Origin of the sequence: Streptomyces sp. NPDC053513, assembly GCF_044544765.1 — a bacterium.
GTDB classification, from domain to species: domain Bacteria; phylum Actinomycetota; class Actinomycetes; order Streptomycetales; family Streptomycetaceae; genus Streptomyces; species Streptomyces litmocidini.
This window is the reverse complement of record NZ_JBITXP010000001.1, coordinates 649224-669918: the sequence shown is the minus strand read 5'-3', so window position 1 is coordinate 669918 and position 20695 is coordinate 649224. Positions and strand designations below refer to the sequence as shown.

The following is a 20695-nucleotide window of genomic DNA, read 5'->3' as shown; positions in this document are numbered from 1 at the left end:
CGCCCCCGCCGCGGCGCCCCCCCCCCCCCCCCCCCCCCCCCCCCCCCCCCCCCCCCCCCCCCCCCCCCCCGGCCGCGCGGGGGGGGGGGGGGGCCGCCCCCCCCCCCCCCCCCCCCCGGCCCCGGAATCGCGCTGAGGATCAGTCAGCGGCGAGGATCAGGCGATGTCGAACCGGTCCAGGTTCATCACCTTGTCCCACGCCGACACGAAGTCCTTCACGAACTTCTCCTTCGCGTCGTCGCTCGCGTAGACCTCGGCCAGCGCGCGCAGCTCGCTGTTGGAGCCGAAGACCAGGTCGGCGCGGCTGCCCGTCCACTTGACCTCGCCGGTGACCGTGTCACGGCCCTCGAACGTGGTCTGGTCGGCGGAGGTGGACTTCCACTCCGTGCCCAGGTCCAGCAGGTTGGCGAAGAAGTCGTTCGTCAGCTTGCCGGGCGTCTCGGTGAGGACGCCGAGCGAGGTCTGCGGCTGGGTCACGCCCAGGGCGCGCAGACCGCCGACGAGGACGGTCAGCTCGGGGGCGCTCAGGGTGAGCAGGTTCGCCTTGTCGATGAGCAGGTACTCGGCCGGCAGGCGGTTGCCCTTGCCCAGGTAGTTGCGGAAGCCGTCCGCGGTGGGCTCCAGGGCGGCGAAGGACTCGACGTCCGTCTGCTCCTGGGCGGCGTCCACGCGGCCCGGGGTGAAGGGCACCTCGACGGCGTGGCCGGCGTCCGCGGCCGCCTTCTCGACCGCCGCGACGCCCGCGAGGACGACGAGGTCGGCGAGGGAGACCTGCTTCCCGCCGGTCTGGGCGGAGTTGAAGGACTCCTGGACGCCTTCCAGGACGCGCAGCACCTGCGCCAGCTCGTCCGGGTTGTTGACCTCCCAGTTGCGCTGCGGCTCCAGGCGGATGCGGCCGCCGTTGGCGCCACCGCGCTTGTCGCTGCCGCGGAAGGAGGAGGCGGCGGCCCAGGCGGCGGAGACCAGCTGCGTGACCGTGAGGTCCGAGGCGAGGATCTTCTCCTTGAGGGAGGCGATGTCCGCGGCGTCGACGAGCTCGCCCGTGCGCTCCGGCAGCGGGTCCTGCCAGAGGAGCACCTCGGACGGGACCTCGGAGCCGAGGTAGCGCACGATCGGGCCCATGTCGCGGTGGGTGAGCTTGTACCAGGCGCGGGCGAAGGCGTCCGCGAACTGGTCCGGGTTCTCGTAGAAGCGCCGGGAGATCTGCTCGTAGACCGGGTCGAAGCGCAGCGCCAGGTCGGTGGTGAGCATCGTCGGGCGGTGCTTCTTCTCCGGGTCGTACGCGTCCGGAATGATCGCCTCGGCGTTCTTCGCGACCCACTGGTGGGCGCCGGCCGGGCTCTTCGTCAGCTCGTAGTCGTACTCGAAGAGGTTCTTGAAGAACCCGTTGCCCCACTGGGTCGGCGTCGTGGTCCAGGTGACCTCCAGGCCACTGGTGATCGCGTCGGCGCCCTTGCCGGTGCCGTACGAGTTCTTCCAGCCGAGGCCCTGGGCCTCCAGCGGCGCGGCCTCGGGGTCGGCGCCGACGTGGTCCGCCGGGCCGGCGCCGTGCGTCTTGCCGAAGGTGTGGCCGCCGGCGATGAGGGCGACGGTCTCCTCGTCGTTCATCGCCATCCGGCGGAAGGTCTCGCGGATGTCGCGGGCCGCGGCGATCGGGTCCGGATTGCCGTTGGGGCCCTCCGGGTTGACGTAGATGAGGCCCATCTGCACGGCGCCGAGCGGGTTCTCCAGCTCGCGGTCGCCGGTGTAGCGCTCGTCGCCGAGCCAGGTGGTCTCCGGGCCCCAGTAGACGTCCTCGTCCGGCTCCCACACGTCCGCGCGGCCGCCGGCGAAGCCGAAGGTCTCGAAGCCCATCGACTCCAGGGCGACGTTGCCCGCGAGGATCATGAGGTCGGCCCAGGAGAGGCTCTGGCCGTACTTCTTCTTCACCGGCCACAGCAGACGGCGCGCCTTGTCCAGGTTGCCGTTGTCCGGCCAGCTGTTCAGCGGCGCGAAGCGCTGCTGGCCGGCGCCGGCGCCGCCCCGGCCGTCGCTGATGCGGTAGGTGCCGGCGCTGTGCCAGGCCATGCGGACCATGAACGGGCCGTAGTGGCCGAAGTCGGCGGGCCACCAGTCCTGCGAGGTGGTCAGGACCTCGGCGATGTCCTGCTTCACGGCCGGCAGGTCGAGGCTCTGGAAGGCCTCCGCGTAGTCGAAGTCCTCACCGAGCGGGTTGGCCACGGCGGGGTTCTTGGCGAGGATCTTCAGGTTCAGCCGGTTCGGCCACCACTGGCTGTTGCCGCCACCCTGGGTGGGGTGGGCGGCGCGGCCGTGCGCGACGGGGCAGCCGCCGGCGCCCTCCACCTTCGGGTCGGTGACGATCGCTTCGTGGTTCTCAGACATGCGAATCCTTCCGGACATGGCGGATCACTGTGCTCAGGAAGTGCGTTTCGGCGGACGGGCCTGGCGCGGGTGACACGTGTGCTTCTCCCCGCCGTGCTGGAGTCTTCCTGTCCCTTGGCCATTTACGAAACCGATCCTACAATGGACGTTGTCCAAGTCAAGAAGAACCCCAAGTCTGCCTACGTCTCCGAGGTGAAACATGAGTGACCTGCTGGAGCGCCTGCGCGCGCGCGGCTGGCGGATGACGTCCCAGCGCCGCGTGGTCGCGGAGGTCCTGGCCGGGGAGCACGTGCACCTCACGGCGGACGAGGTCCACGCCCGCGCGGTGGAGCGCCTGCCGGAGATCGCGCGGGCGACGGTCTACAACACCCTCGGTGAACTGGTCGCCCTCGGAGAGGTCGTGGAACTCTCCATGGACGGGCGGGCCAAGCGCTACGACCCGAACGCGCACCGGGCGCACCAGCACCTGGTCTGCTCGAACTGCGGGCTCATCCGCGACGTCCGCCCCTCGGGGGACCCGCTCGCGGTCCTCCCGCCGACGGAGCGGTTCGGCTTCGCGGTGGCGAAGGCGGACGTGATCTACCGGGGACTCTGCCCGGGCTGCGCCTGAGCGCGGCGGTACGACAGGAGCCCCCCACCGACCGTCGTCGGTGGGGGGCTCCTTGGTGTCCGCGTCGGCGAGGGCCGTCGGGGACCTACTTCAGGACGGCGAGCGCCTCGTCGTAGCTCGGCTCGTCGGCGATCTCGCCCACGAGCTGCGCGTGCAGCACCGTGTCGTTCTCGTCGAGGACGACGACGGCGCGGGCCGTCAGGCCGGCGAGCGGCCCGTCCGCGATCTCCACGCCGTAGTTGGTGTGGAACTCGCGGCCGCGGAGCGTCGAGAGGTTCTTGACGTTCTCCAGGCCCTCGGCGCCGCAGAAGCGGGCCTGGGCGAAGGGGAGGTCGGCGGAGATGCAGAGGACGACCGTGTTGTCCAGCCGGCCGGCCTTCTCGTTGAAGGCGCGGACGGAGGAGGCGCACGTCGGGGTGTCGACGCTCGGGAAGATGTTGAGGACCTTGCGCAGGCCGGCGAAGTCCTTCAGGGACTTGTCCGCCAGACCCTCGGCGACGAGCGTGAAGTCGGGGGCCTGGCTGCCGGGGGTCGGCAGGGCGCCGTTGACCTGCACGGGGCTGCCCTTCAGCGTGACCTGGGCCATGGGATCTCCTTCAGACGTATGAGTGGCAACGGGGGGAATCGTACGGAAGGCGGGCCCGCTCCGACGACACGGGCCACCGCGGCGCTTCCGGCCTCATTCACAAGCTTGAACATAGAACCCCTTGGGTGGGCACGGTGATGCGTCGGTGATATCGATCCGGCGTCAACGGGCCTTCTTGACGCCCCTGGTTCAGACCTTTAGGTTCCAGCCTCGACAACCGTCGCTCGTTCACGTACGTGAATAAGGGGTAACCGCATGACCAGATGGTTCACCGCCTCCCTCGTCCTCGCCGGCCTCCTGGCCGCACTCGTCGCCGCCCCCGGAGCCGACCGCGCCGAAGCCGCCCCGACCGCGTTCGTCCACCCCGGCGTCCTGGTCTCCCGAGGGCAACTCGACTTCACCCGGGAGAAGGTCCTCGCCGGCGCACAGCCCTGGAAGGGCGCCTTCGACCAGATGAAGGCGAGCGGGTACGCCTCGCTCGACCGGGTTCCGAAGCCCCGCGCGGTCGTCGAGTGCGGCTCGTACTCGAACCCGAACCACGGCTGCACCGACGAACGCGAGGACGCCCTCGCCGCCTACACGCTCTCCCTGGCCTGGTACGTCACGCGCGACAGCCGGTACGCCGAGAAGGCCGTCGAGATCATGGACGCCTGGTCCGGCGTGATCACCGACCACACCGACTCCAACGCGCCCCTCCAGGCCGGCTGGGCCGGCTCCTCCTGGCCCAGGGCTGCCGAGATCATCCGGTACACCTACACCGGCTGGCCGCAGGCCCGCGTCGACCGCTTCAAGACCATGCTCCGCACCGTCTACCTCCCCGAGGTGACCAACGGCTCCCGGTCCAACGGCAACTGGGAACTCAGCATGACCGAGGCGGCCCTCGGGATCGCCGTCTTCCTGGAGGACCGCGCCGCCTACGACAAGGCCGTCGCCACGTTCCGCGGCCGCGTCCCCGCGTACATCTACCTCACGAGCGACGGCGCCCTGCCGAAGGCCGCGCCGGGCAGCGGACTCGACACCCGCGACGAACTCGTCCGGTACTGGCAGGGGCAGACCACCTTCGTCGACGGCCTCACCCAGGAGACCTGCCGCGACCTCACCCACACCGGCTACGGGCTGTCCGCGATCTCGCACATCGCCGAGACGAGCCGCATCCAGGGCCAGGACCTCTACCCCGAGGTCGCCGACCGGCTGCGCCACGCCCTCGGCCTCCAGGCGAAGTACGAACTCGGCGAGCCCGTCCCGTCCTGGCTCTGCGGCGGCGCCCTCAAGGACCGCCTCGGGCCCGTCACCGAGGTCGGCCTCAACGCGCTGCACGGGCGCATGGGGTACGCCATGACGAACACCCGGAAGCTCACCGAGGCCCGTCGGCCCGCCGGCACGAACAACCTCTTCGTCGCCTGGGAGACCCTCACCCACGCCGCCAACCCCCGCTGAGCGGAAGGGAGTCGGGAAGGGGCCGGAAAGGAGCAGGAAGCGGGTCGAAAGGGAATCGGAAGCGGAGTGAAAGGGAATCGGAAGCGGAGTGAAAGGGGGGTCGGAAAGGAGTGGGAAGGGGCGTCGGACGTCTTGACGACCCCTTCCTTCACTCCTTAAATCATGGGGGCGGCGAAGTGGACCCCTCCCGCCGCACCCCCCACAGCCGACGGAAGAGAGCCCCATGACCTCCTCCCGCTCACGCCTGCGCCCCCTGTCCTCCGCCGTGACCGCCCTCGCGCTCGTCCTGGCCGTCGCGGCGCTCGGCCCGGCCGCGGAGTCGGGTGGAGCGCTCCGTCCCGTGGCCGGGACGGCCGCCGTCACCTTCTCCGACGACTTCGACGGCCCCGCGGGCTCCGCCGTCGACGGCACGCGGTGGCAGACCGAGACCGGAGACAACGTCAGCAACCACGAGCGCCAGTACTACACGGCCGGCAACGCCAACGCCGCGCTCGACGGACAGGGCCATCTGGTGATCACCGCCCGCAAGGAGAACCCGGGCAACTACCAGTGCTGGTACGGGCGCTGCGAGTACACCTCCGCCCGGCTCAACACCGCCGGGAGGTTCACCACGAAGTACGGGCACGTCGAGGCCCGCATGAAGGTGCCGCGCGGCCAGGGCATGTGGCCCGCCTTCTGGATGCTCGGCAACGACATCGGCCAGGTCGGCTGGCCGAACTCGGGCGAGATCGACGTCATGGAGAACGTCGGCTTCGAACCGTCCACCGTCCACGGCACCCTGCACGGCCCCGGCTACTCCGGCTCCGGGGGCATCGGCGCCCCCTACACCCTGCCCGGCGGACAGGTCTTCGCCGACGCCTTCCACACCTTCGCCGTGGACTGGTCGCCGAACCTGATCACCTGGTCCGTGGACGGGACGGTCTACCAGACCCGTACGCCCGCCGACCTCGGCGGCCGGACCTGGGTCTTCGACAAGCCCTTCTTCCTCATCCTCAACCTCGCCGTCGGCGGCTACTGGCCCGGCGACCCGGACGGCTCCACCGCCTTTCCCCGGCAGCTCGTCGTCGACCACGTCCGCGTCACCACCGCCGACGCCCCCGCCGGCTCCGGACCGATCACGGGCATCGGTGGCAAGTGCGTCGACGTGGCCGGCGCGAACACCGCGAACGGCACCCCCGTCCAGCTCTACGACTGCAACGGGACCGCCGCCCAGCAGTGGACCCTCGCGGCCGACGGAACCGTCCGCGCGCTCGGCAAGTGCCTCGACGTCACCTCCGGCGGCACGGCCGACGGCACCCCCGTCCAGCTGTGGGAGTGCAACGGCACGGGTGCCCAGCGCTGGACCGCCAACGCGGCCCGGGACGTGGTGAACCCGCAGTCCGGAAAGTGCCTGGACGCCACCGGCAACAGCTCCGCCAACGGCACCAGGCTCCAGATCTGGACCTGCTCCGGCGGCGCCAATCAGAAGTGGACGGTGACCCGTTGAGCGGGTGAGGGCCGAGCGGCCGTCGTACGGGCGAAGCGGGACGGCGGCGTGCCGAACGCCCGCGTGAACGCGGCCGTGAACGCGGCCGGAGAGGCGTACCCGAGCCGGCCCGAGACCTCGGTGACCGTCGCGGTGCGCAGCAGGGGCACGGCCGCGAGGAGCCGGGCACGGGACCGCCAGACGGCCGGGCTCTCGCCCGTCTCCGCGCGGAAGCGCCGGGTGAACGCCCGCTCGCTCAGCGCGGACCGGGCCGCCCAGTCGGCGTTGGTGACGGCGGCGTCCGGGGCGGCCAGGTACTCCCGGCACAGCGTCGCGAGCCCGGCGGAGGCGGGGACCGCGACGTGGAAGGGGAGCGGGGAGCGCACGGCGATCTCGTGCAGCAGCAACGTCGCGACGGCGCCCTCCCGCCCCGACAGGTCGTAGTCGGACGGGAACTCCACCGCCGCGAGCAGCAGTTCGCGCAGCAGCGGCGGCACGTCCACCACCGTGCAGCGGGCCGGCCACCACGGCACGGCGCCCGGCTCCACGTACAGGCTGCGGGTGCTCACGCCCAGCATCCGGACCCGGTGCGGGGTGGCGGCCGGGATGAGGACCGCCCGCTCGGGCGGGACCGTCCAGGTGCCGTCGGCGGTCTCGACGACCATGACGCCGGTCGCCCCGTAGAGGAACTGCGCCCGCCGGTGCTCGTGCCAGTCCAGGACCTGCCCCGCCGCGTAGTCGGTGCCGATCGGCAGCACCACCCGGTCGAGGTGGTCGACGTCGTCCGACGGGATGTTCCTCACCGGGCCACCGTACCGGCCGAGACGCGAAGGAATCCTGCCGACCATCGCATGCGGGCTCCCCGGGTCACCTGGTGATCTTGACCCATGGACGTGGTGACGTTGACGGCGATCGGGCTCCTCACCGGAGCGACGACGGTCTTGTTCGGGTTCGGCGGCGGCTTCGTGGCGGTCCCGGTCGTGGCGTGGGCGGACGCCGCCCTCGGCACCACGGCCCTCCCGGTGGCCACCGCCACCTCGGCCCTGGTGATGGTCGTGAACGCGGCCTTCGCCACGGCCGTCACCCCGCGCCCCGTGCTCCTCGCCCTGCGCGGCAGCGGCGCGCTGCTGCCGCTGCTCGCCGCGGGCGCCTGCGCCGGGGCGTACGCCTCCCGCTTCGCCCCGCCCGCCCTCGCCCGCTGGGCGTTCGTCGCGTACACCGCCCTGACCGCCCTCGACCTGCTGCTCCGCCCCGGCTTCCTCCGCACCGCCACCCCGCCGGGCGCGGCGCCGGCACGGACCCCGAGGCCGCTGCCGGCCGGCGCCGGCGCCCCGATCGGCGCGGTCGCCGCCTTCCTCGGCGTCGGCGGCAGCGTGATGACCGTCCCCGCCCTGCGCCGGGCCGGCCACCCCATGCGGACCGCGACCGCGCTGGCCAACCCGCTCACCCTCGCCGTGGCGCTCCCGGCCGTCGCGGTCTCCCTCGCCGCCTCCCCGCCCCCGGCCGCCGCCGCGACCGGCGCCGGCCTGATCGGCCTGGTCGATCCGTACGCGGCGGGGGCGCTGCTCCTGGGCGCCCTGCCGGTCATCGCCGTCCTCCGCCGCCGCCCGCCCCGGATCCCGGACCGGCTCCACGCGTGCGCGTACCTCGTGCTGCTCGGCCTGGTGGCCCTCGCGATGCTGCTCACCGGCGACTGAGCGCCGCCCGTCGTCCCGGTGTCCCCGCGACCGTTCGCGCCGCGCATCAGCGCCCGCACTCGCCGGACGGCCGAATGCCGCGCCCGGGTCGGGCGAATCCGGGGCCCCGGGGGTGGTGCCACGAGGCGGCGGTGGTACGTCGATGGCCATGCAGCCAGGCACACCCCCGACGGTCTCCCCCTTCCTCCGTACGGCCGCCGCCTACGCGTGGCGGCTGCTCGCCGTCGGCCTCCTCGTCTACAGCCTGTTCGCGGTGCTCGGGCGCTTCCACGAGATCGGGGTGGCCGTCTTCCTGGGGCTGGTGATCACCGCGCTGCTCCGGCCCGTCGCCGACCTGGTCGCCCGGCTGCTGCCCCGCCCGCTGGCCGTCGCCCTCACCCTGATCGGCAGCATCGTGCTCGTCCTCGGGGTGCTCGCGCTGGTCGGCGAGGCGGTCGCGGGGCAGCGGGCGACGCTCGTGCGCGAGTTCCGGGCGGGCGTCGGGCGGATCGAGGACTGGCTGGAGCGGCCGCCGTTCCGCCTCGACCCCGGCACGCTCTCCGGCCTGCAGGCCAAGATCGGGGACTACCTCTCCAGCCATCGGTCGGATCTGCTCAGCACGGCGGTGAGCGGAGCCGGCCAGGTCGTCGCCGTCTTCGCCACGCTGGCCCTCGGCCTGTTCGCCTCGGTCTTCTTCATCCACTCGGGGGACCGCCACTGGTCCTGGTTCCAGGAGCAGTTGCCGCGGTCGGTGCGCGGCCGGGTGGGCATCGGCGGCCGGGCGGCCTGGCGCACCTTCACCGGCTACACCCACGGCATCGTCCTGGTGGCCGGGACGAACGCCGTCCTCGTCGGCATCGCCCTCTGGGCCCTCGGGGTCCCGCTGGCGGTGCCCCTGGCCCTCCTGGAGTTCTTCGCCGCCTTCGTCCCGCTCATCGGCTCGCCGATCGCCCTCGCGATCGCCGCCGTCGTGGCGCTCGCCTCCAAGGGCCCGCTGGTGGCGGGCCTCGTCATCGCCCTGATCGTGATCATCGGTCAGATCGAGGGACACCTGCTCCATCCGCTGGTCATGAGCTGGGCGGTGCGGCTCCATCCGCTGGTGGTGGCCATCTCGGTCGTCGCGGGCTCGATCGCCGCGGGGGTGGTGGGCGCGGTGGTGGCGGTGCCGCTGGTGTCGGTGGTGTGGGCGGTTCACACGGCGCTGCGGGACGCGCGCACCTGAGCCCGCCCGTGCACGGGGTCTTGCGCCGGAGGGGCGGTCTCTCTACTCTCCCCGCCAATGGTTAGGAACATTTCCTAACCATTGGCCATGGAGGGAAAGGGAGTTGACATGCGTCGACGAAGCGTCTCGCTTCTCGGGCTCGCGGGTCTGCTGGCATTGCCCCTGACGGTCATGCCGCAGGCGCAGGCCGCCGACGGCCTGGTGTCCGGCGGGAAGACGGTGACGGCCTCGTCCGTCGAGACCTCGGCCTTCGGGCCCGGCCTCGCGGTGGACGGCAGCACGGCCACCCGCTGGGCGAGCGCCGAGGGGGTCGACCCGCAGTGGATACGGATCGACCTCGGCGCCAACCACACGATCTCCCGCGTGAAGCTCGACTGGGAGGCCGCGTACGGCAAGGCGTACCGCATCCAGACCTCCACCGACGGGTCGGCCTGGACGGACGTCTACTCCACCACCGCCGGTGACGGGGCGACCGACGACCTCACGGTCTCCGGCAGCGGCCGGTACGTCCGGATGTACGGCACGGGCCGCGGCACGCCGTACGGCTACTCCCTCTGGGAGTTCCAGGTGTACGGAGCGCCCACCGGCACCGGCGGGGGCGGCGGCGGACCGGCCGTCCCCTTCGGCAGCCACCTCAAGCCCTACGCCGCCGGCGTCCTGAAGCCCTCCGGCACGCAGTCCGCCCTCGACCAGAAGGTCGTCGACTACTACAACCGGTGGAAGGCCGCCTTCGTCCGGCAGAACTGCGGCAACGGCTGGTACCAGATCATCTCGCCCGACGCCGACCACCCCTACGTCGCCGAGGCCCAGGGCTACGGCATGGTCGTCACCGCCACCATGGCGGGCGCCGACCCGGACGCCAAGAAGATCTTCGACGGCCTCGTCAAGTGGAAGATCGACCACCCGTCCTCCGTCAACCCGAACCTCCTCGCCGCCGAGCAGGACGCCTCCTGCAAGAGCGTCAACGGCGGGGACGGCGCCACCGACGGGGACATGGACGTCGCCTACGGCCTGCTCCTCGCCGACAGGCAGTGGGGCAGCAGCGGCACGTACGACTACAGGGACCTCGCGCTCAAGCACATCGCCGCCATCAAGAAGGACGAGGTCAACCCCACGACCAAACTCCTGAAGCTCGGCGACTGGAGCAGCTCGGGCGACCAGTACTACTGGATCTCCCGCACCTCGGACTGGATGGTCGACCACTTCCGCGCCTTCCGCGCGGCCTCGGGCGACACCACCTGGGACGCCGTGCGCAGCGCGCACCAGACGCAGATCTCCCGCCTCCAGTCCACCTACGCCTCCGGCACCGGACTCCTGCCCGACTTCGTCGTCGACACGAACACCACGCCCAGGCCCGCCCCGGGGCAGGTCCTCGAGGACCCCAACGACGGCTCCTACTGGTGGAACGCCTGCCGTACGCCGTGGCGCATCGCCGACGACGCGGTGACCAGCGGCGACGCCACCTCCCTCGCCGCCGCCCGGAAGCTCAACGGCTGGATCAAGACGAAGACCGGCGGCGACCCGAACAAGATCGCCGTGGGCTACAAGCTCAACGGCACTCCGATCTCCTCGGGCAGCGAGGCCGCCTTCTTCGCCCCGTTCGCGGTGGCGGCGATGACCGACCCCGGCAGCCAGGCCTGGCTGGACGCCCTGTGGAACAAGATGCTGGCGACCCCGGTCGACACCAGCAGCTACTTCTCGGCCAGCATCCAGCTCCAGGTCATGATCACGGCTTCAGGCAACCACTGGGTCCCGTAGCGGTGTGTCCGGCCGCACGGACAGGGCCCTGAGCCAACCGCTCAGGGCGGCGGCCGTGTCCGCCGACGGGAAACGGGCACCGAGCTGCCCGTCGGGACGGACGAGGAAACCGGTCGCGCCGCCGGGGAGGTAGAGACGCCCGAACTCCCCGGCGGCGTCACGGTACACGGGCACGGACGGGTCGCCGGGCCAAGCGGACCCGTCCGCGCCGGCCGCGAGGATCACGACGGCCGGGAGGCCTCCCGTCGCCCGCGCCGCCGCGGCGGCGCGGGCCAGCTCGGCCCCGTCCGACCCGTACAGCAGCACCACGTGCCCCGGGCGGCCCCGCAGGACGTCGAGGAGCCGCAGCGGGTAGGCGGCGACCGGCGTGGTCAGACCCGCGCAGTCCGGGGCCCGGTCGCCCGGCTGGGGCGCCTCCTCGGGGCCGTACGGAACACCGGAGAGCGGACCGCCCCGGTAACCGACCAGCAGCTGCGCCTCGCGCAGCAGCAGCGTCCTCCGGTCCTCCGGGTCGGCCTCGATCCCCCGTACGGCGTGCCGCACGGTCCGGCCCACGACCTCCTCGCCGACCGGACGGCGCTCGGCGTCGTACGTGCCGAGCAGCGCGGGCCCCGCCTCGCCCCGGACCACGAGGGCGAGCTTCCAGGCCAGGTTGCAGGCGTCCTGCACACCGGTGTTCATGCCCTGGGCGCCGGTGGGCGGATGGATGTGCGCCGCGTCCCCGGCCACGAAGACCCGGCCCCGGCCGTAGTGGTCGACGATCCGGTGGCCGATGCGGAAGACGGAGGACCAGCGCAGCCCCGACAGCCGTACCGGACGCGGCGCGAGACGGTCGACGACGGCCTGGAGGTCGGCGAGCCCGGGGGCCCGGCCGCCCTGCGGGCCGTGCGCCACCGCGTCCGGCGCGGCCGGTCCACCGGCCGGGGAGAACCCCGGCGGGAGCCTCATCGACATCCGGTAACGCCCCGCCCCCGGCAGGGGGACGCACACCAGCACGTCCGCGGTGGAACCGTCGGCGCTCCTGCGCGTCGAACGGACGCCGTAGCCGGGGGGCAGGTCCCAGTCGGCCACGACGTCGCCGAGCATGTACTCCTCCTGGAACGCGCCGCCCGCGAACGACAGGCCCAGCCCCTTCCGCACGACGCTGTGCGCGCCGTCGCAGCCGATCAGATACGGGACCCGCAGCTCCTCGTCGGCACCCTTCGCCGTGCGCAGCCGCGCCGTGACCCCGTCCCGGTCCTGCGTGAACGACACCAGTTCCGTGCCGCGTTCGACCACCGTCCCCAGGCGGGCGACGTACTGCTCCAGGAGCCGCTCCGTCTCGTACTGCGGCAGCGCGGCGAAGCCGTAGGGCACCTCGGGCGGCATGGTGAGCTCGATGCGGCCCTGCTCGCGGCCGTCCACGTAGGTCAGCTGGCCCCGCAGCGGCACGGCGGCCTCCAGCACGGCCCGGACCAGGCCCATCCGGTCCCAGAGCTCCAGGGTGCGCGGCTGGATCCCCACGGCCTTCGCGTACGGGAGCCGCGCGGGCAGCCGGTCGACGAGCCGGCAGTGCACGCCGTGCCGGCGCAACTCGGCGGCCGCGCTCAGGCCGACCGGGCCCGCGCCCACGACCAGGACGTCGGTGGTGGTCCGGTGGTGCGCCACGCGTGCCTCCCGCACTGCTCGCCCCCCGACAGGTTCCCGCGTCCCATGGTCGCCCGCGACCGCCGGGTCGGCGAGCGATACGGCCGTCCGGCCGAGGGCCGGGCGGCAGGCGGTACGGCCTTCCGGCCGTGAGGCCGACCCGTGAGGCCGACGGCGGGAGGCGCGGGTTTTCCGGCACGGGGCCGCCGGCGAACGGTGTGCGGTCCTCCGGCGCGGGGCCGCCGGCGAACGGTGTGCGGTCCTCCGGGCACGGGGGCCGACCGGCGGGGGTGTCGGTCGGGAGCGGTACTGTCGCGGCCATGCCGTCACCGATCACCTCCACCGTCCGACCGCAGGCCTCCTCGGCGGAGGCTCCCGACGCGCGGCCCGTCGACGAGCGGCAGGGCGGCGCGGAACTCCCGCTCCCTCCGCCCCCGGTGGTCCCCGCGCTGCCGGTCATGCGCCCCGGCGGGATCTCCTCGAACGAACTCCGGGCGTGGGGCCGGGCCCAGGGCTTCGTCGTACCGGACCGCGGCCGGCTGCCGAGCGAGCTCCTGCGGGCATGGGAACGCGCCACCGAAGAGGCCGGGGAGCGCGCCGAATGATCGCGGAACTGCTGCCGGACACCGTCGCCTCCGCCTGGCGGCGTGACGACACGGAGCCCGTCACGCTCTTCCCCGAGGAGGCCGCCGCCGTCGCCCGCGCGGTCGTCGGCCGACAGCGCGAGTTCGCCACCGTACGGCTGTGCGCACGGCTCGCGCTGCGCCGCCTCGGCCTCCCCGAGACGCCCCTCACGCCGGGCAGGCGCGGGGAGCCGCGCTGGCCGCACGGCGTGGCCGGGAGCATGACGCACTGCGCGGGATACCGGGCCGCGGCCCTGGCCAGGACCACGGACGTCCTGTCGCTCGGCATCGACGCGGAGCCGGCGGGCCCCCTCCCCGAAGGGGTCCTGGAGGGCGTGTCGCTGCCCGGGGAGCGGGACCGTCTGCGGGCGCTGACCGCCCGGACGCCGGACGTCCCCTGGGAGCGGCTGCTGTTCAGCGCCAAGGAGAGCGTCTTCAAGACCTGGTACCCGCTGACCCGCAGGGAGCTCGGATTCGACGAGGCGTCGGTCGACTTCGAACCGGCCCCGGCCGGCACGGGCCCGCACCCGCCGGAGCACACGGGCACGTTCACCGCCCGGCTCCTCGTCCCCGGCCCGGTGACCGGCCACGTCCGGCGCGACCACTTCACCGGACGCTGGCTCGTGCGCGACGGAGTGATACTCACCGCGATCGTCCTGACTCGGTAGCGCCGCGTCCGCCGGAGCGCGGCCCTACGGAACCGGGCGGTGCCGTCCCGCGTCCGTCCCGGGCATGAACGAGAACCCGTCACAGGAATCGCGGGACCGGATGGAGAGCGCCGTCGGCTGCCTGCTCGCCGTCGTCGGCGTCACGGTGGCGGGCGCCTTCGCGCTGCCCAGGGCCGCGTACAGCATCGACGGCGGCTTCGAGGCGCAGGCACGGGACTGGGGTGTGATTCTCGTCGACCTGCCGCTGATTCTCTTCGCCGGTCTGGTCGTCCCTCCGCTGACCTGGGCAGCGGGCAACAGACGGCTCCGCCCGTGGACGGCGGCGCTCGTCTGCGTGGCCGTCGCCGGACTCGCGCTGTGGGGTCTCGCGACCTGGTGGCATCCGCCGCAGAACCCGAATCCCAGGCACGGGCCCGGCATCTGACGGCCCTTCGCCGCGGGGTGGCGTGCCCCGGGGCCCGGCACCCGCGCGGTCGCCCCGTAGCGGTTGCGGGCTCCTCAGGCCTTCGGCCTCGCGGCGCGCGCCACCACCAGGAGGAAGAGGCCGCACGCCGACACGACGAGCCAGCCCGGGCGGGTCGCGGCGGGGAGGGCGGCCGGGGCCGCGCCCGCGACCAGTCCGCCGGCGACGGCGATGCCGACCGCCACGCCGACCTGGCGCGAGGTGGAGGTGATCGCCCCCGCCACGCCGGCCCGGGACGGCGGCAGGCCGCCGACCGCGGTGTTCGTCAGAGGGGCGTTGGCGAAGCCGAAGCCGATGCCGATCAGCAGGAAGGCGAGGAGGATCCGCGCCACGCTCGTGTCCCCGCCCAGGCCCACCAGGCAGAGGCCGCCGGCCGTGGTGAACCCGCCCGCCAGGAGCAGCGGGCGCCGGGGCCCGACACGCCCCACCAGGACGCCCGACCAGGGCGCGCACAGCGTGGCGCCGAGCGCCATGGGCAGGGTCGCGGCACCGGTCGCGAGCGGGGTCCAGCCCCGGGCCTGCTGGAGGTAGAGGGTGCTGAGCAGCAGGGTCATGTTGAGGGCGACGAAGACCGCCGTCGCGCCGAGCACCGCCGTGACGAACGGCGGGCGGCGGAACAGGCCGAGGTCCATCAGGGGTTCCTCACGCCGGAGTTCGACCCGGACGAAGCCGGCCGTGGCCGCCGCGGTCAGCGCGTAACCGGTGAGGGCCGCGGGCGACGTCCAGCCGATGCGGGGGCCTTCGATGAGGAGGCCGACGGTGAGGCAGAGCACCACGGTGAGGAGCAGCTGACCGGGCAGGTCGAGACGGCGGGCGCGCTCCCCGCGGGACTCCGGCACGAACAGGGCGACCAGCACGAGGGCGAGGACCACCACCGGCACGTTGAACCAGAACACCGCGCGCCAGCCGAACGCGGCGATGAGCGCCCCGCCGGTGACCGGACCCGCCGCCATGCTCAGCCCGAAGACCGAGGCCCAGACGCCGATGGCGCGGGCCCGTTCGCGCGGGTCGGGCATCGCGCTCACCACGATCGCCAGGGCCACCGGGCTCAGCATCGAGGCGCCGATCCCCTGGACGGCCCTGGCCGCCACCAGCACGCCCAGCGACGGGGCGAGGGCGCACACGAGGGAGGCCAGGCCGAAGACGAGCAACCCGACCCGGAAGACCCGGCGTCGCCCGAAGCGGTCGGCGAGGGCGCCGGAGACGATGAGCAGACTGGCCATGACCACGGTGTACGCGTCCACGACCCATTCGAGGCCGCGGGTGCCCGCGTCGAGGCCCCGGCCGATCTCGGGCAGGCCCACGTTGACGATGGTGGCGTCGACGCCGACCAGGAACATGCTGAGCGCGCAGACCGCCAGCACCGTCCAGCGGCGGCGCGAGCTCAGTGGTGCGGGTGGGGCGGCGGTCAGGGACTGCGTGGACATGTGTTCCCCCTTCGACGAGACCGGACGTCGCCCAGAGTCGGACCGAAGGAGGGGGAGTGGCAAAGAAGTTTGCGGATATCGCAAACCGCACGCCGGGAGTGAGGGGAGCCCGGCGTGCGGACGGAGGCGAACGCGTGCTCAGACGGCGGTGAAGAGGTCCCCGGGCGCGTCGTCGAGGACGAAGCCGTTGTCGAAGCGGACACGGACCGTCAGACGGAGCATCCGTTCCCGATGGGCGGTCCACGCCGGCTCCAGCGAGCCGATCTGCTCCTCCAACTGCCGCCTGCTGCCCGGGGGCATCTGGTGGCCGAAGTCGTCGAGGAGCGACTTGAGCCGCTCGTACTCACGGACCTCCCGGCTCTGCGGCCGGTCCTCGTCCACCCGCTCGACGGTGCCCTCGACACCCGCGGCCAGAGCCAGGAACCCCGCCCCGGCCGCCTCCTCCACCGGGTCCTCGCCCACCGGGACGACCCGGCCGAGCCCGAGGTCCACCGCCAGCCTCACCCGCAGGCCCTCTTTCAGCGTCATCGGTCCTTCGTCTCCACGGTGGTCAGGGACGGCCATTATCCGACCCCGAGGCCGTACCGGTTACCCCCGTGGCCCCGTACGGGTGGACTCGCCGCACACGCGCCGGACCGCGGCGCCACCGCCTCCGCCCCGGTGGTGATGATGCCCCTCCTGAGCCCGTGACCCCGAGCTCGTGACCGGAAGAGGCACTCCCGACATGCGCCGTACCCCCTCCCGCCGGCTGTTCGCCGCGACCCTGCTCGTGGCGTCCGTGCTGGCCCCCGTGACGGCCGCGCCCGCCGCCGCCGTCCACGCCGTGAGCGGCGACGCCGTCGTCGGGCACGGCGAGGACGACTGCCCGCCCGGCGGACTCGGCCCCGAGCTCACCGCCCGGCTCGACCGGGCCGTCGAGGACGTCCGCAAGCAGGCCGGCATCCCCGGCGTCGCCGTCGGCCTGTGGATGCCCGGCAGGGGAAGCTACGTCCACGCGACCGGCGTCGCCGACAAGGTCACCGGCGAGCCGATGACCACCGACGGCTTCGTCCGCATCGGCAGCGAGACCAAGACCTTCACGGTCACCGCCCTCCTGAAGCTCGTCGACGACCACCGGATCCGCCTCGACGACCCCGTCTCCCGCTACATCCACGGAGTGCCGAACGGCCACCGGATCACCCTGCGCCACCTCGCCGAGATGCGCAGCGGCCTCTTCCCGTACACCTCCGACCCGGACTTCATCCACGACCTGCTCAGCGACCCGCAGCGCTCCTTCACCCCGGAGGAGGCGCTCGCCTACGGCTTCAGGCACAAGAACACCTTCGCGCCGGGCGCGAAGTTCGAGTACTCCAACAGCAACCTGGTGCTCCTCGGCCTGGTGGTGGAGAAGGTCAGCGGCCGGCCCCTGACCGCCTTCCTCCGCGAGCGCGTGCTCCGCCCGGCCCGCCTGCGCCACACGTTCCTCCCCCACGGCCCCGAGTTCCCCGAGCCGCACCCCCGCGGCTACACGAACCAGACGCTCAGCGGCGCGGTCGTGGACTCCACCGACTGGAACCCCAGCTGGGCCTGGGCGGCCGGGGCGATGATCTCCGACATGCACGACCTGCGCCGCTGGGCGAAGATCCTCGCCACCGGCGAACTGCTCAGCCCCGGGACGCAGGCGCAGCGGCTCAGGACGCTGCCGACCGGCCACCCCGGCCTCGGCTACGGCCTCGGCATCTTCGACGCCAACGGCTGGATCGGGCACAACGGCTCGATCCCGGGGTACGAGACGGTGACCGTCTACCTGCCCGAGCGGGACGCCACGCTCGTCATCATGATCAACACGGACAGCCTCAGCCAGGGCCAGGAGCCGTCCACGCCGCTCGCCCGCGCGATCACCTCGATCGTCACCCCCGACCACGTCTACGACGGCGCGGTCCGGCCCCGCTGAGGAGCCGGCACCCCCAGGGGGTGTCGATCGCGGCCGTCTGCCCGAAAATGAAAGGAAGAGGTGGTCTCGCCGAGCGGTACGAGGAGGTGGGCCGGTGTCCATGGGCGCCGACGACAGTACGGGGGAGCGGCCGCCGCCCCCCACCCCCCGGTTCGTCGTCCGGGCCCGGCCCGGGACGCCCGACGCGGTGGTCGTCCTCGAACTGGGCGGCGAACTCGACCACGACACGGCCGGCCCGCTGCGCCGGGCGCTGGACGAATACGCCCGGGCCCGGCGGGTAGTCGTGGACTGCTCAGGCCTGACCTTCTGCGACTCGACTGGCCTGAACGAGCTGTTGCGGGCCCGCGCGCGCCTGCGGGAGACGGGCGGGCTCCTGGACCTCGCCGGACTCCACCCGCCGGTGAACCGGATGTTCGACATCACCGGGGCCCGGACGGTCTTCCGGGTGTACGCGGACGCGGTGGAGGCGCTGGCCGACGAGGACGCCGGGACGCGGGACGGGCGAGACGGGGGAGACATTCATGGCTGACGGCGAGGACGGTCCTCCGAACCAGGTCCGCAGGCTGGTGCTGCACGGGACGCGCGGCGTCGTCTCGCGCTGCCGGGACTTCACGGCGAAGGCCCTGGCCGACTGGGGGTGGATCCCCCCGGACAGCGAGGAGGCGGGGGAGCGGGTCGAGGACGTCCTGCTCCTCGTGTCGGAGGTCGTCACCAACGCCTGCCTGCACGCCGGCGGCCCCGAGGAGCTCGTCCTGCGGCACGGCAGGGGACGGCTGCGCGTCGAGGTGCACGACGCCAGCCCGGAGCATCCGCGGGTGCGGGTGCCACGGTCCCCCGCGCTGCCCGGCGGGCACGGCCTGATGGTCCTGGACCGGCTCGCCGGCGACTGGGGCAGCCTCGACAAGGGACAGGGAGCCGTGGGCAAGGTGGTCTGGCTGGAGGTCGACCGCCCGCCCCGAAGGAAGCGGGACGAACCGGATTAGACCCGACGGCGCCGGGCAGGCGTCGGACGCGGGGGTCATCGCATCCGGACGGAGAGGAGCGGGTCATGCCGCGCGGATCGAACGCCAAGCGGGAGCGGCAGTACGAGCACATCAAGGAGAGCGCCCTGGACCGGGGCGAGAGCGAGAAGCGCGCCGAGGAGATCGCCGCGCGCACCGTGAACAAGGAGCGGGCGCGGGCCGGCGAGTCGAAGACCGCGAGCAAGAGCTCCACGCAGGACATGTCCTCCTCGCGCCGCGGCGGCAAGCGCTCGCACAGCGGCTCGGAAGGCCCCACCTACGACCAGCTCTACGCCGAGGCCCAGCGCCGCAACATCCACGGCCGCTCCTCGATGGACAAGGCCGGACTGAAGAAGGCCCTGGGCGAGTAGGCGGATCCCGGGCAAGGAGCGAGAGCTCTCGGGCGACCGCCGGCCCCGGGCCCCTCGTCAGGTCCGGGGCCGCTCCGGAGCAGGCCCCACGACGCCCCGGACGACGCCGAGGTCCACCAGGTCCCGGGGCCGCAGCCGCAGCTGGTCGGCGGTGGTCCCGGCCTCCTCGGGAGCCCGTTTGAGGATGGCGGCGGCCGCCTCGGGCGCGATGACGGAGAAGTAACCGTCCGGCGTGACCCAGGTGTTGCCCGGCGCCGCGAGCGCCAGGGCGCCGCCGGAACCCCCCTCGCCGATGAGCAGCGAGGTGAGCGGGGTGCGGGCGGAGGCCACGGCGGCGAACAGGTCGGCGATCGCCGTCCCCGCGCCCGCGCGCTCCGCCGCCGGGTCGTTGGCGGCGCCCGGGGTGTCCACGAGGGTGAGCACCGGGATGCCGAGACGGTCGGCCAGGCGCACCAGGCGGGCCGCCGCGCGGAAGCCGGCCGGCCGGGTCGCGGTGCCGCACTGGGCCGCGTAGGCGACGGTCCGGCCGTCGGGGAGCCGCCCGAAACCGCACCGCATGCCCGGGTCGACGCCCCCGCAGCGGTCGCCGGAGATCTCCTCGCGCAGGGTGAAGTGGGCGTCGAGGTACGCGTCGGCCCGGGGCCGGTCCGGACGCCGGGCGCGCGCCACCGCCTCCCGGCCGCTCGCGGCGGGCGGCATCCCCGGATCGCCGAGCGCGTACGGCGGCGGGACCGGCCCCTCGGCGGGCCGGACGAGCAGCGACAGCCAGCGTCCGAGAGTCTCGCGCAGCGCCGCGGGCGGCACGATCGCATCGAGGTGGCCATGGGCGAGCTGCGCCTCGGCGGTGTACGCGGCCGGGTCCGCGTCCGGCGGCCGTACGCGGGAACCGGCGAAGCCGACCTGGGCGCCGGGCAGGGCGAGGACGACGTCGGAGCCGGCGCCGAGGGTGGCCCAGCCGCCGCCCGTGGTCGGATCCCGCAGCACGGCGATCTGCGGCAGCCCGGCGGCCCGGGTGGCCTCCGACTCGCGGGCCAGGAGCTGCAGTTGCAGGAGGGCGCGCATGCCCTCGTGCATCCGGCTGCCGCCGGTGGCCGGGAGGACGACCACGGGCAGCCGCCGCGCCCGGGCCAGGGCGTGGGCGGCGGCGGCCCGCGCGCCCGTCCGCTCGCCGAGGGATCCGCCGAGGAACCGGAACTCGAAGGAGATCAGCACCGCCGTCACCCCGCCCACCACGCCCGTGCCGCAGACCACCGACTCGGTCTCGCCGGTGCGGTCGGCGGCCCGGGCGTGCGCGGCGGAGTAGCCGGGCCAGCCGATCGGCCCGTCGCCGGTCAGCGGGCCTTCCGCGAAGGGGAGTTCGTGGAAGTCGTCGGTGACGAGGGCGATCGCCTCGCGTGCCGTCGTCGGATCGCTCATGCGGGGCCTCGCCGCTCGTCGCCGGGGTGTA

The 20695-nt window shown here is 73.5% G+C and carries 20 protein-coding genes; 13 read left to right on the top strand and 7 right to left on the bottom strand.

From position 1 onward, the window contains the following. Positions 1–156 precede the first annotated feature (156 nt). Positions 157–2382 (bottom strand): catalase/peroxidase HPI, encoded by a 2226-nt coding sequence (gene katG, locus ACIGW4_RS02795; protein WP_399578049.1) that lies wholly within the window; start codon positions 2380–2382, stop codon positions 157–159. Between the two features lie 199 nt (positions 2383–2581). Between katG and ACIGW4_RS02790 the strand changes: the two genes are divergently transcribed. After that, complete coding sequence (locus tag ACIGW4_RS02790) at positions 2582–2992, top strand: Fur family transcriptional regulator (RefSeq protein WP_123456912.1); 411 nt, start codon at positions 2582–2584, stop codon at positions 2990–2992. Positions 2993–3077: 85 nt separating this feature from the next. Here ACIGW4_RS02790 and tpx read toward each other — a convergent pair whose 3' ends face one another. Beyond that, complete coding sequence (tpx, locus tag ACIGW4_RS02785) at positions 3078–3578, bottom strand: thiol peroxidase (protein WP_123456913.1); 501 nt, start codon at positions 3576–3578, stop codon at positions 3078–3080. 255 nt (positions 3579–3833) lie between these two features. On the opposite strand from tpx, the gene ACIGW4_RS02780 reads away from it, so the two are divergent. Both ACIGW4_RS02780 and ACIGW4_RS02775 read left to right on the top strand, forming a co-directional pair. Continuing rightward, a complete protein-coding gene (locus ACIGW4_RS02780; RefSeq protein ID WP_399578047.1) occupies positions 3834–5015 on the top strand; it encodes an alginate lyase family protein in 1182 nt (393 codons plus the stop codon). Between the two features lie 223 nt (positions 5016–5238). After that, positions 5239–6501: an RICIN domain-containing protein gene (locus ACIGW4_RS02775; RefSeq protein ID WP_399578045.1), complete on the top strand. Its 1263-nt coding sequence runs from the start codon at positions 5239–5241 to the stop codon at positions 6499–6501. Here ACIGW4_RS02775 and ACIGW4_RS02770 read toward each other — a convergent pair. Beyond that, positions 6477–7283, bottom strand: coding sequence for an AraC family transcriptional regulator (locus tag ACIGW4_RS02770; RefSeq protein ID WP_399578042.1), 807 nt, complete (start codon positions 7281–7283; stop codon positions 6477–6479). The genes ACIGW4_RS02775 and ACIGW4_RS02770 overlap by 25 nt on opposite strands. An 84-nt stretch (positions 7284–7367) precedes the next feature. Between ACIGW4_RS02770 and ACIGW4_RS02765 the strand changes: the two genes are divergently transcribed. The 3 genes from ACIGW4_RS02765 to ACIGW4_RS02755 all read left to right on the top strand — a co-directional run bounded on the left by ACIGW4_RS02765 (position 7368) and on the right by ACIGW4_RS02755 (position 11136). Next, a complete protein-coding gene (locus ACIGW4_RS02765; RefSeq protein ID WP_399578040.1) occupies positions 7368–8177 on the top strand; it encodes a TSUP family transporter in 810 nt (269 codons plus the stop codon). 148 nt (positions 8178–8325) lie between these two features. After that, positions 8326–9378, top strand: a complete 1053-nt coding sequence (locus ACIGW4_RS02760; RefSeq protein ID WP_123457653.1) for an AI-2E family transporter — start codon at positions 8326–8328, stop codon at positions 9376–9378. 108 nt (positions 9379–9486) lie between these two features. Continuing rightward, positions 9487–11136, top strand: a complete 1650-nt coding sequence (locus ACIGW4_RS02755) for a glycosyl hydrolase family 8 (RefSeq protein ID WP_399578037.1) — start codon at positions 9487–9489, stop codon at positions 11134–11136. Here ACIGW4_RS02755 and ACIGW4_RS02750 read toward each other — a convergent pair. Then, on the bottom strand, positions 11113–12783 hold the full coding sequence (locus ACIGW4_RS02750; protein ID WP_399578035.1) for an FAD-dependent monooxygenase: 1671 nt from the start codon (positions 12781–12783) through the stop codon (positions 11113–11115). The two genes, ACIGW4_RS02755 and ACIGW4_RS02750, sit on opposite strands and share 24 nt — an antisense overlap. Positions 12784–13082: 299 nt before the next feature. Between ACIGW4_RS02750 and ACIGW4_RS02745 the strand changes: the two genes are divergently transcribed. From ACIGW4_RS02745 to ACIGW4_RS02735, 3 genes are all read left to right on the top strand, one after another. Further along, positions 13083–13367, top strand: a complete 285-nt coding sequence (locus ACIGW4_RS02745) for a hypothetical protein (protein ID WP_398706516.1) — start codon at positions 13083–13085, stop codon at positions 13365–13367. Next, a complete protein-coding gene (locus tag ACIGW4_RS02740) occupies positions 13364–14053 on the top strand; it encodes a 4'-phosphopantetheinyl transferase (protein WP_123456921.1) in 690 nt (229 codons plus the stop codon). Before ACIGW4_RS02745 ends, ACIGW4_RS02740 begins: the two co-directional genes overlap by 4 nt. A gap of 64 nt (positions 14054–14117) precedes the next feature. Then, positions 14118–14477 (top strand): hypothetical protein, encoded by a 360-nt coding sequence (locus ACIGW4_RS02735; RefSeq protein WP_123456922.1) that lies wholly within the window; start codon positions 14118–14120, stop codon positions 14475–14477. Between the two features lie 74 nt (positions 14478–14551). Here the strand turns inward: ACIGW4_RS02735 and ACIGW4_RS02730 are convergent, their stop codons facing one another. Both ACIGW4_RS02730 and ACIGW4_RS02725 read right to left on the bottom strand, forming a co-directional pair. Then, on the bottom strand, positions 14552–15943 hold the full coding sequence (locus ACIGW4_RS02730; protein ID WP_399578031.1) for an MFS transporter: 1392 nt from the start codon (positions 15941–15943) through the stop codon (positions 14552–14554). Positions 15944–16081: 138 nt separating this feature from the next. Next, positions 16082–16471, bottom strand: a complete 390-nt coding sequence (locus ACIGW4_RS02725; RefSeq protein ID WP_399578028.1) for a hypothetical protein — start codon at positions 16469–16471, stop codon at positions 16082–16084. Positions 16472–16667: 196 nt separating this feature from the next. Here ACIGW4_RS02725 and ACIGW4_RS02720 point away from each other — a divergent pair, with 196 nt between their 5' ends. The 4 genes from ACIGW4_RS02720 to ACIGW4_RS02705 all read left to right on the top strand — a co-directional run bounded on the left by ACIGW4_RS02720 (position 16668) and on the right by ACIGW4_RS02705 (position 19248). After that, entirely contained in the window at positions 16668–17876 is a 1209-nt protein-coding gene (locus ACIGW4_RS02720; RefSeq protein ID WP_399578026.1) for a serine hydrolase domain-containing protein, read from the top strand. A gap of 100 nt (positions 17877–17976) precedes the next feature. Further along, complete coding sequence (locus ACIGW4_RS02715) at positions 17977–18405, top strand: STAS domain-containing protein (RefSeq protein WP_399578024.1); 429 nt, start codon at positions 17977–17979, stop codon at positions 18403–18405. Continuing rightward, positions 18398–18859 carry an ATP-binding protein gene (locus ACIGW4_RS02710; RefSeq protein WP_398706525.1) on the top strand — a complete coding sequence of 154 codons (462 nt, stop codon included), beginning with the start codon at positions 18398–18400 and terminating at the stop codon, positions 18857–18859. The genes ACIGW4_RS02715 and ACIGW4_RS02710 overlap by 8 nt, the downstream gene beginning before the upstream one ends. Positions 18860–18924: 65 nt before the next feature. Continuing rightward, entirely contained in the window at positions 18925–19248 is a 324-nt protein-coding gene (locus tag ACIGW4_RS02705) for a plasmid stabilization protein (RefSeq protein ID WP_359591199.1), read from the top strand. Between the two features lie 57 nt (positions 19249–19305). Here ACIGW4_RS02705 and ACIGW4_RS02700 read toward each other — a convergent pair whose 3' ends face one another. Further along, entirely contained in the window at positions 19306–20664 is a 1359-nt protein-coding gene (locus ACIGW4_RS02700) for a carboxyl transferase domain-containing protein (RefSeq protein ID WP_123456928.1), read from the bottom strand. Positions 20665–20695 lie beyond the last annotated feature (31 nt).

Coding starts and splice junctions, on each gene's coding strand:
- katG (WP_399578049.1), bottom strand. CDS start 2,382: ATGTCTGAGAACCACGAAGCGATCGTCACCGACCCGAAGGTGGAGGGC.
- ACIGW4_RS02790 (WP_123456912.1), top strand. CDS start 2,582: ATGAGTGACCTGCTGGAGCGCCTGCGCGCGCGCGGCTGGCGGATGACG.
- tpx (WP_123456913.1), bottom strand. CDS start 3,578: ATGGCCCAGGTCACGCTGAAGGGCAGCCCCGTGCAGGTCAACGGCGCC.
- ACIGW4_RS02780 (WP_399578047.1), top strand. CDS start 3,834: ATGACCAGATGGTTCACCGCCTCCCTCGTCCTCGCCGGCCTCCTGGCC.
- ACIGW4_RS02775 (WP_399578045.1), top strand. CDS start 5,239: ATGACCTCCTCCCGCTCACGCCTGCGCCCCCTGTCCTCCGCCGTGACC.
- ACIGW4_RS02765 (WP_399578040.1), top strand. CDS start 7,368: ATGGACGTGGTGACGTTGACGGCGATCGGGCTCCTCACCGGAGCGACG.
- ACIGW4_RS02760 (WP_123457653.1), top strand. CDS start 8,326: ATGCAGCCAGGCACACCCCCGACGGTCTCCCCCTTCCTCCGTACGGCC.
- ACIGW4_RS02755 (WP_399578037.1), top strand. CDS start 9,487: ATGCGTCGACGAAGCGTCTCGCTTCTCGGGCTCGCGGGTCTGCTGGCA.
- ACIGW4_RS02745 (WP_398706516.1), top strand. CDS start 13,083: ATGCCGTCACCGATCACCTCCACCGTCCGACCGCAGGCCTCCTCGGCG.
- ACIGW4_RS02740 (WP_123456921.1), top strand. CDS start 13,364: ATGATCGCGGAACTGCTGCCGGACACCGTCGCCTCCGCCTGGCGGCGT.
- ACIGW4_RS02735 (WP_123456922.1), top strand. CDS start 14,118: ATGAACGAGAACCCGTCACAGGAATCGCGGGACCGGATGGAGAGCGCC.
- ACIGW4_RS02730 (WP_399578031.1), bottom strand. CDS start 15,943: ATGTCCACGCAGTCCCTGACCGCCGCCCCACCCGCACCACTGAGCTCG.
- ACIGW4_RS02725 (WP_399578028.1), bottom strand. CDS start 16,471: ATGACGCTGAAAGAGGGCCTGCGGGTGAGGCTGGCGGTGGACCTCGGG.
- ACIGW4_RS02720 (WP_399578026.1), top strand. CDS start 16,668: ATGCGCCGTACCCCCTCCCGCCGGCTGTTCGCCGCGACCCTGCTCGTG.
- ACIGW4_RS02715 (WP_399578024.1), top strand. CDS start 17,977: ATGGGCGCCGACGACAGTACGGGGGAGCGGCCGCCGCCCCCCACCCCC.
- ACIGW4_RS02710 (WP_398706525.1), top strand. CDS start 18,398: ATGGCTGACGGCGAGGACGGTCCTCCGAACCAGGTCCGCAGGCTGGTG.
- ACIGW4_RS02705 (WP_359591199.1), top strand. CDS start 18,925: ATGCCGCGCGGATCGAACGCCAAGCGGGAGCGGCAGTACGAGCACATC.
- ACIGW4_RS02700 (WP_123456928.1), bottom strand. CDS start 20,664: ATGAGCGATCCGACGACGGCACGCGAGGCGATCGCCCTCGTCACCGAC.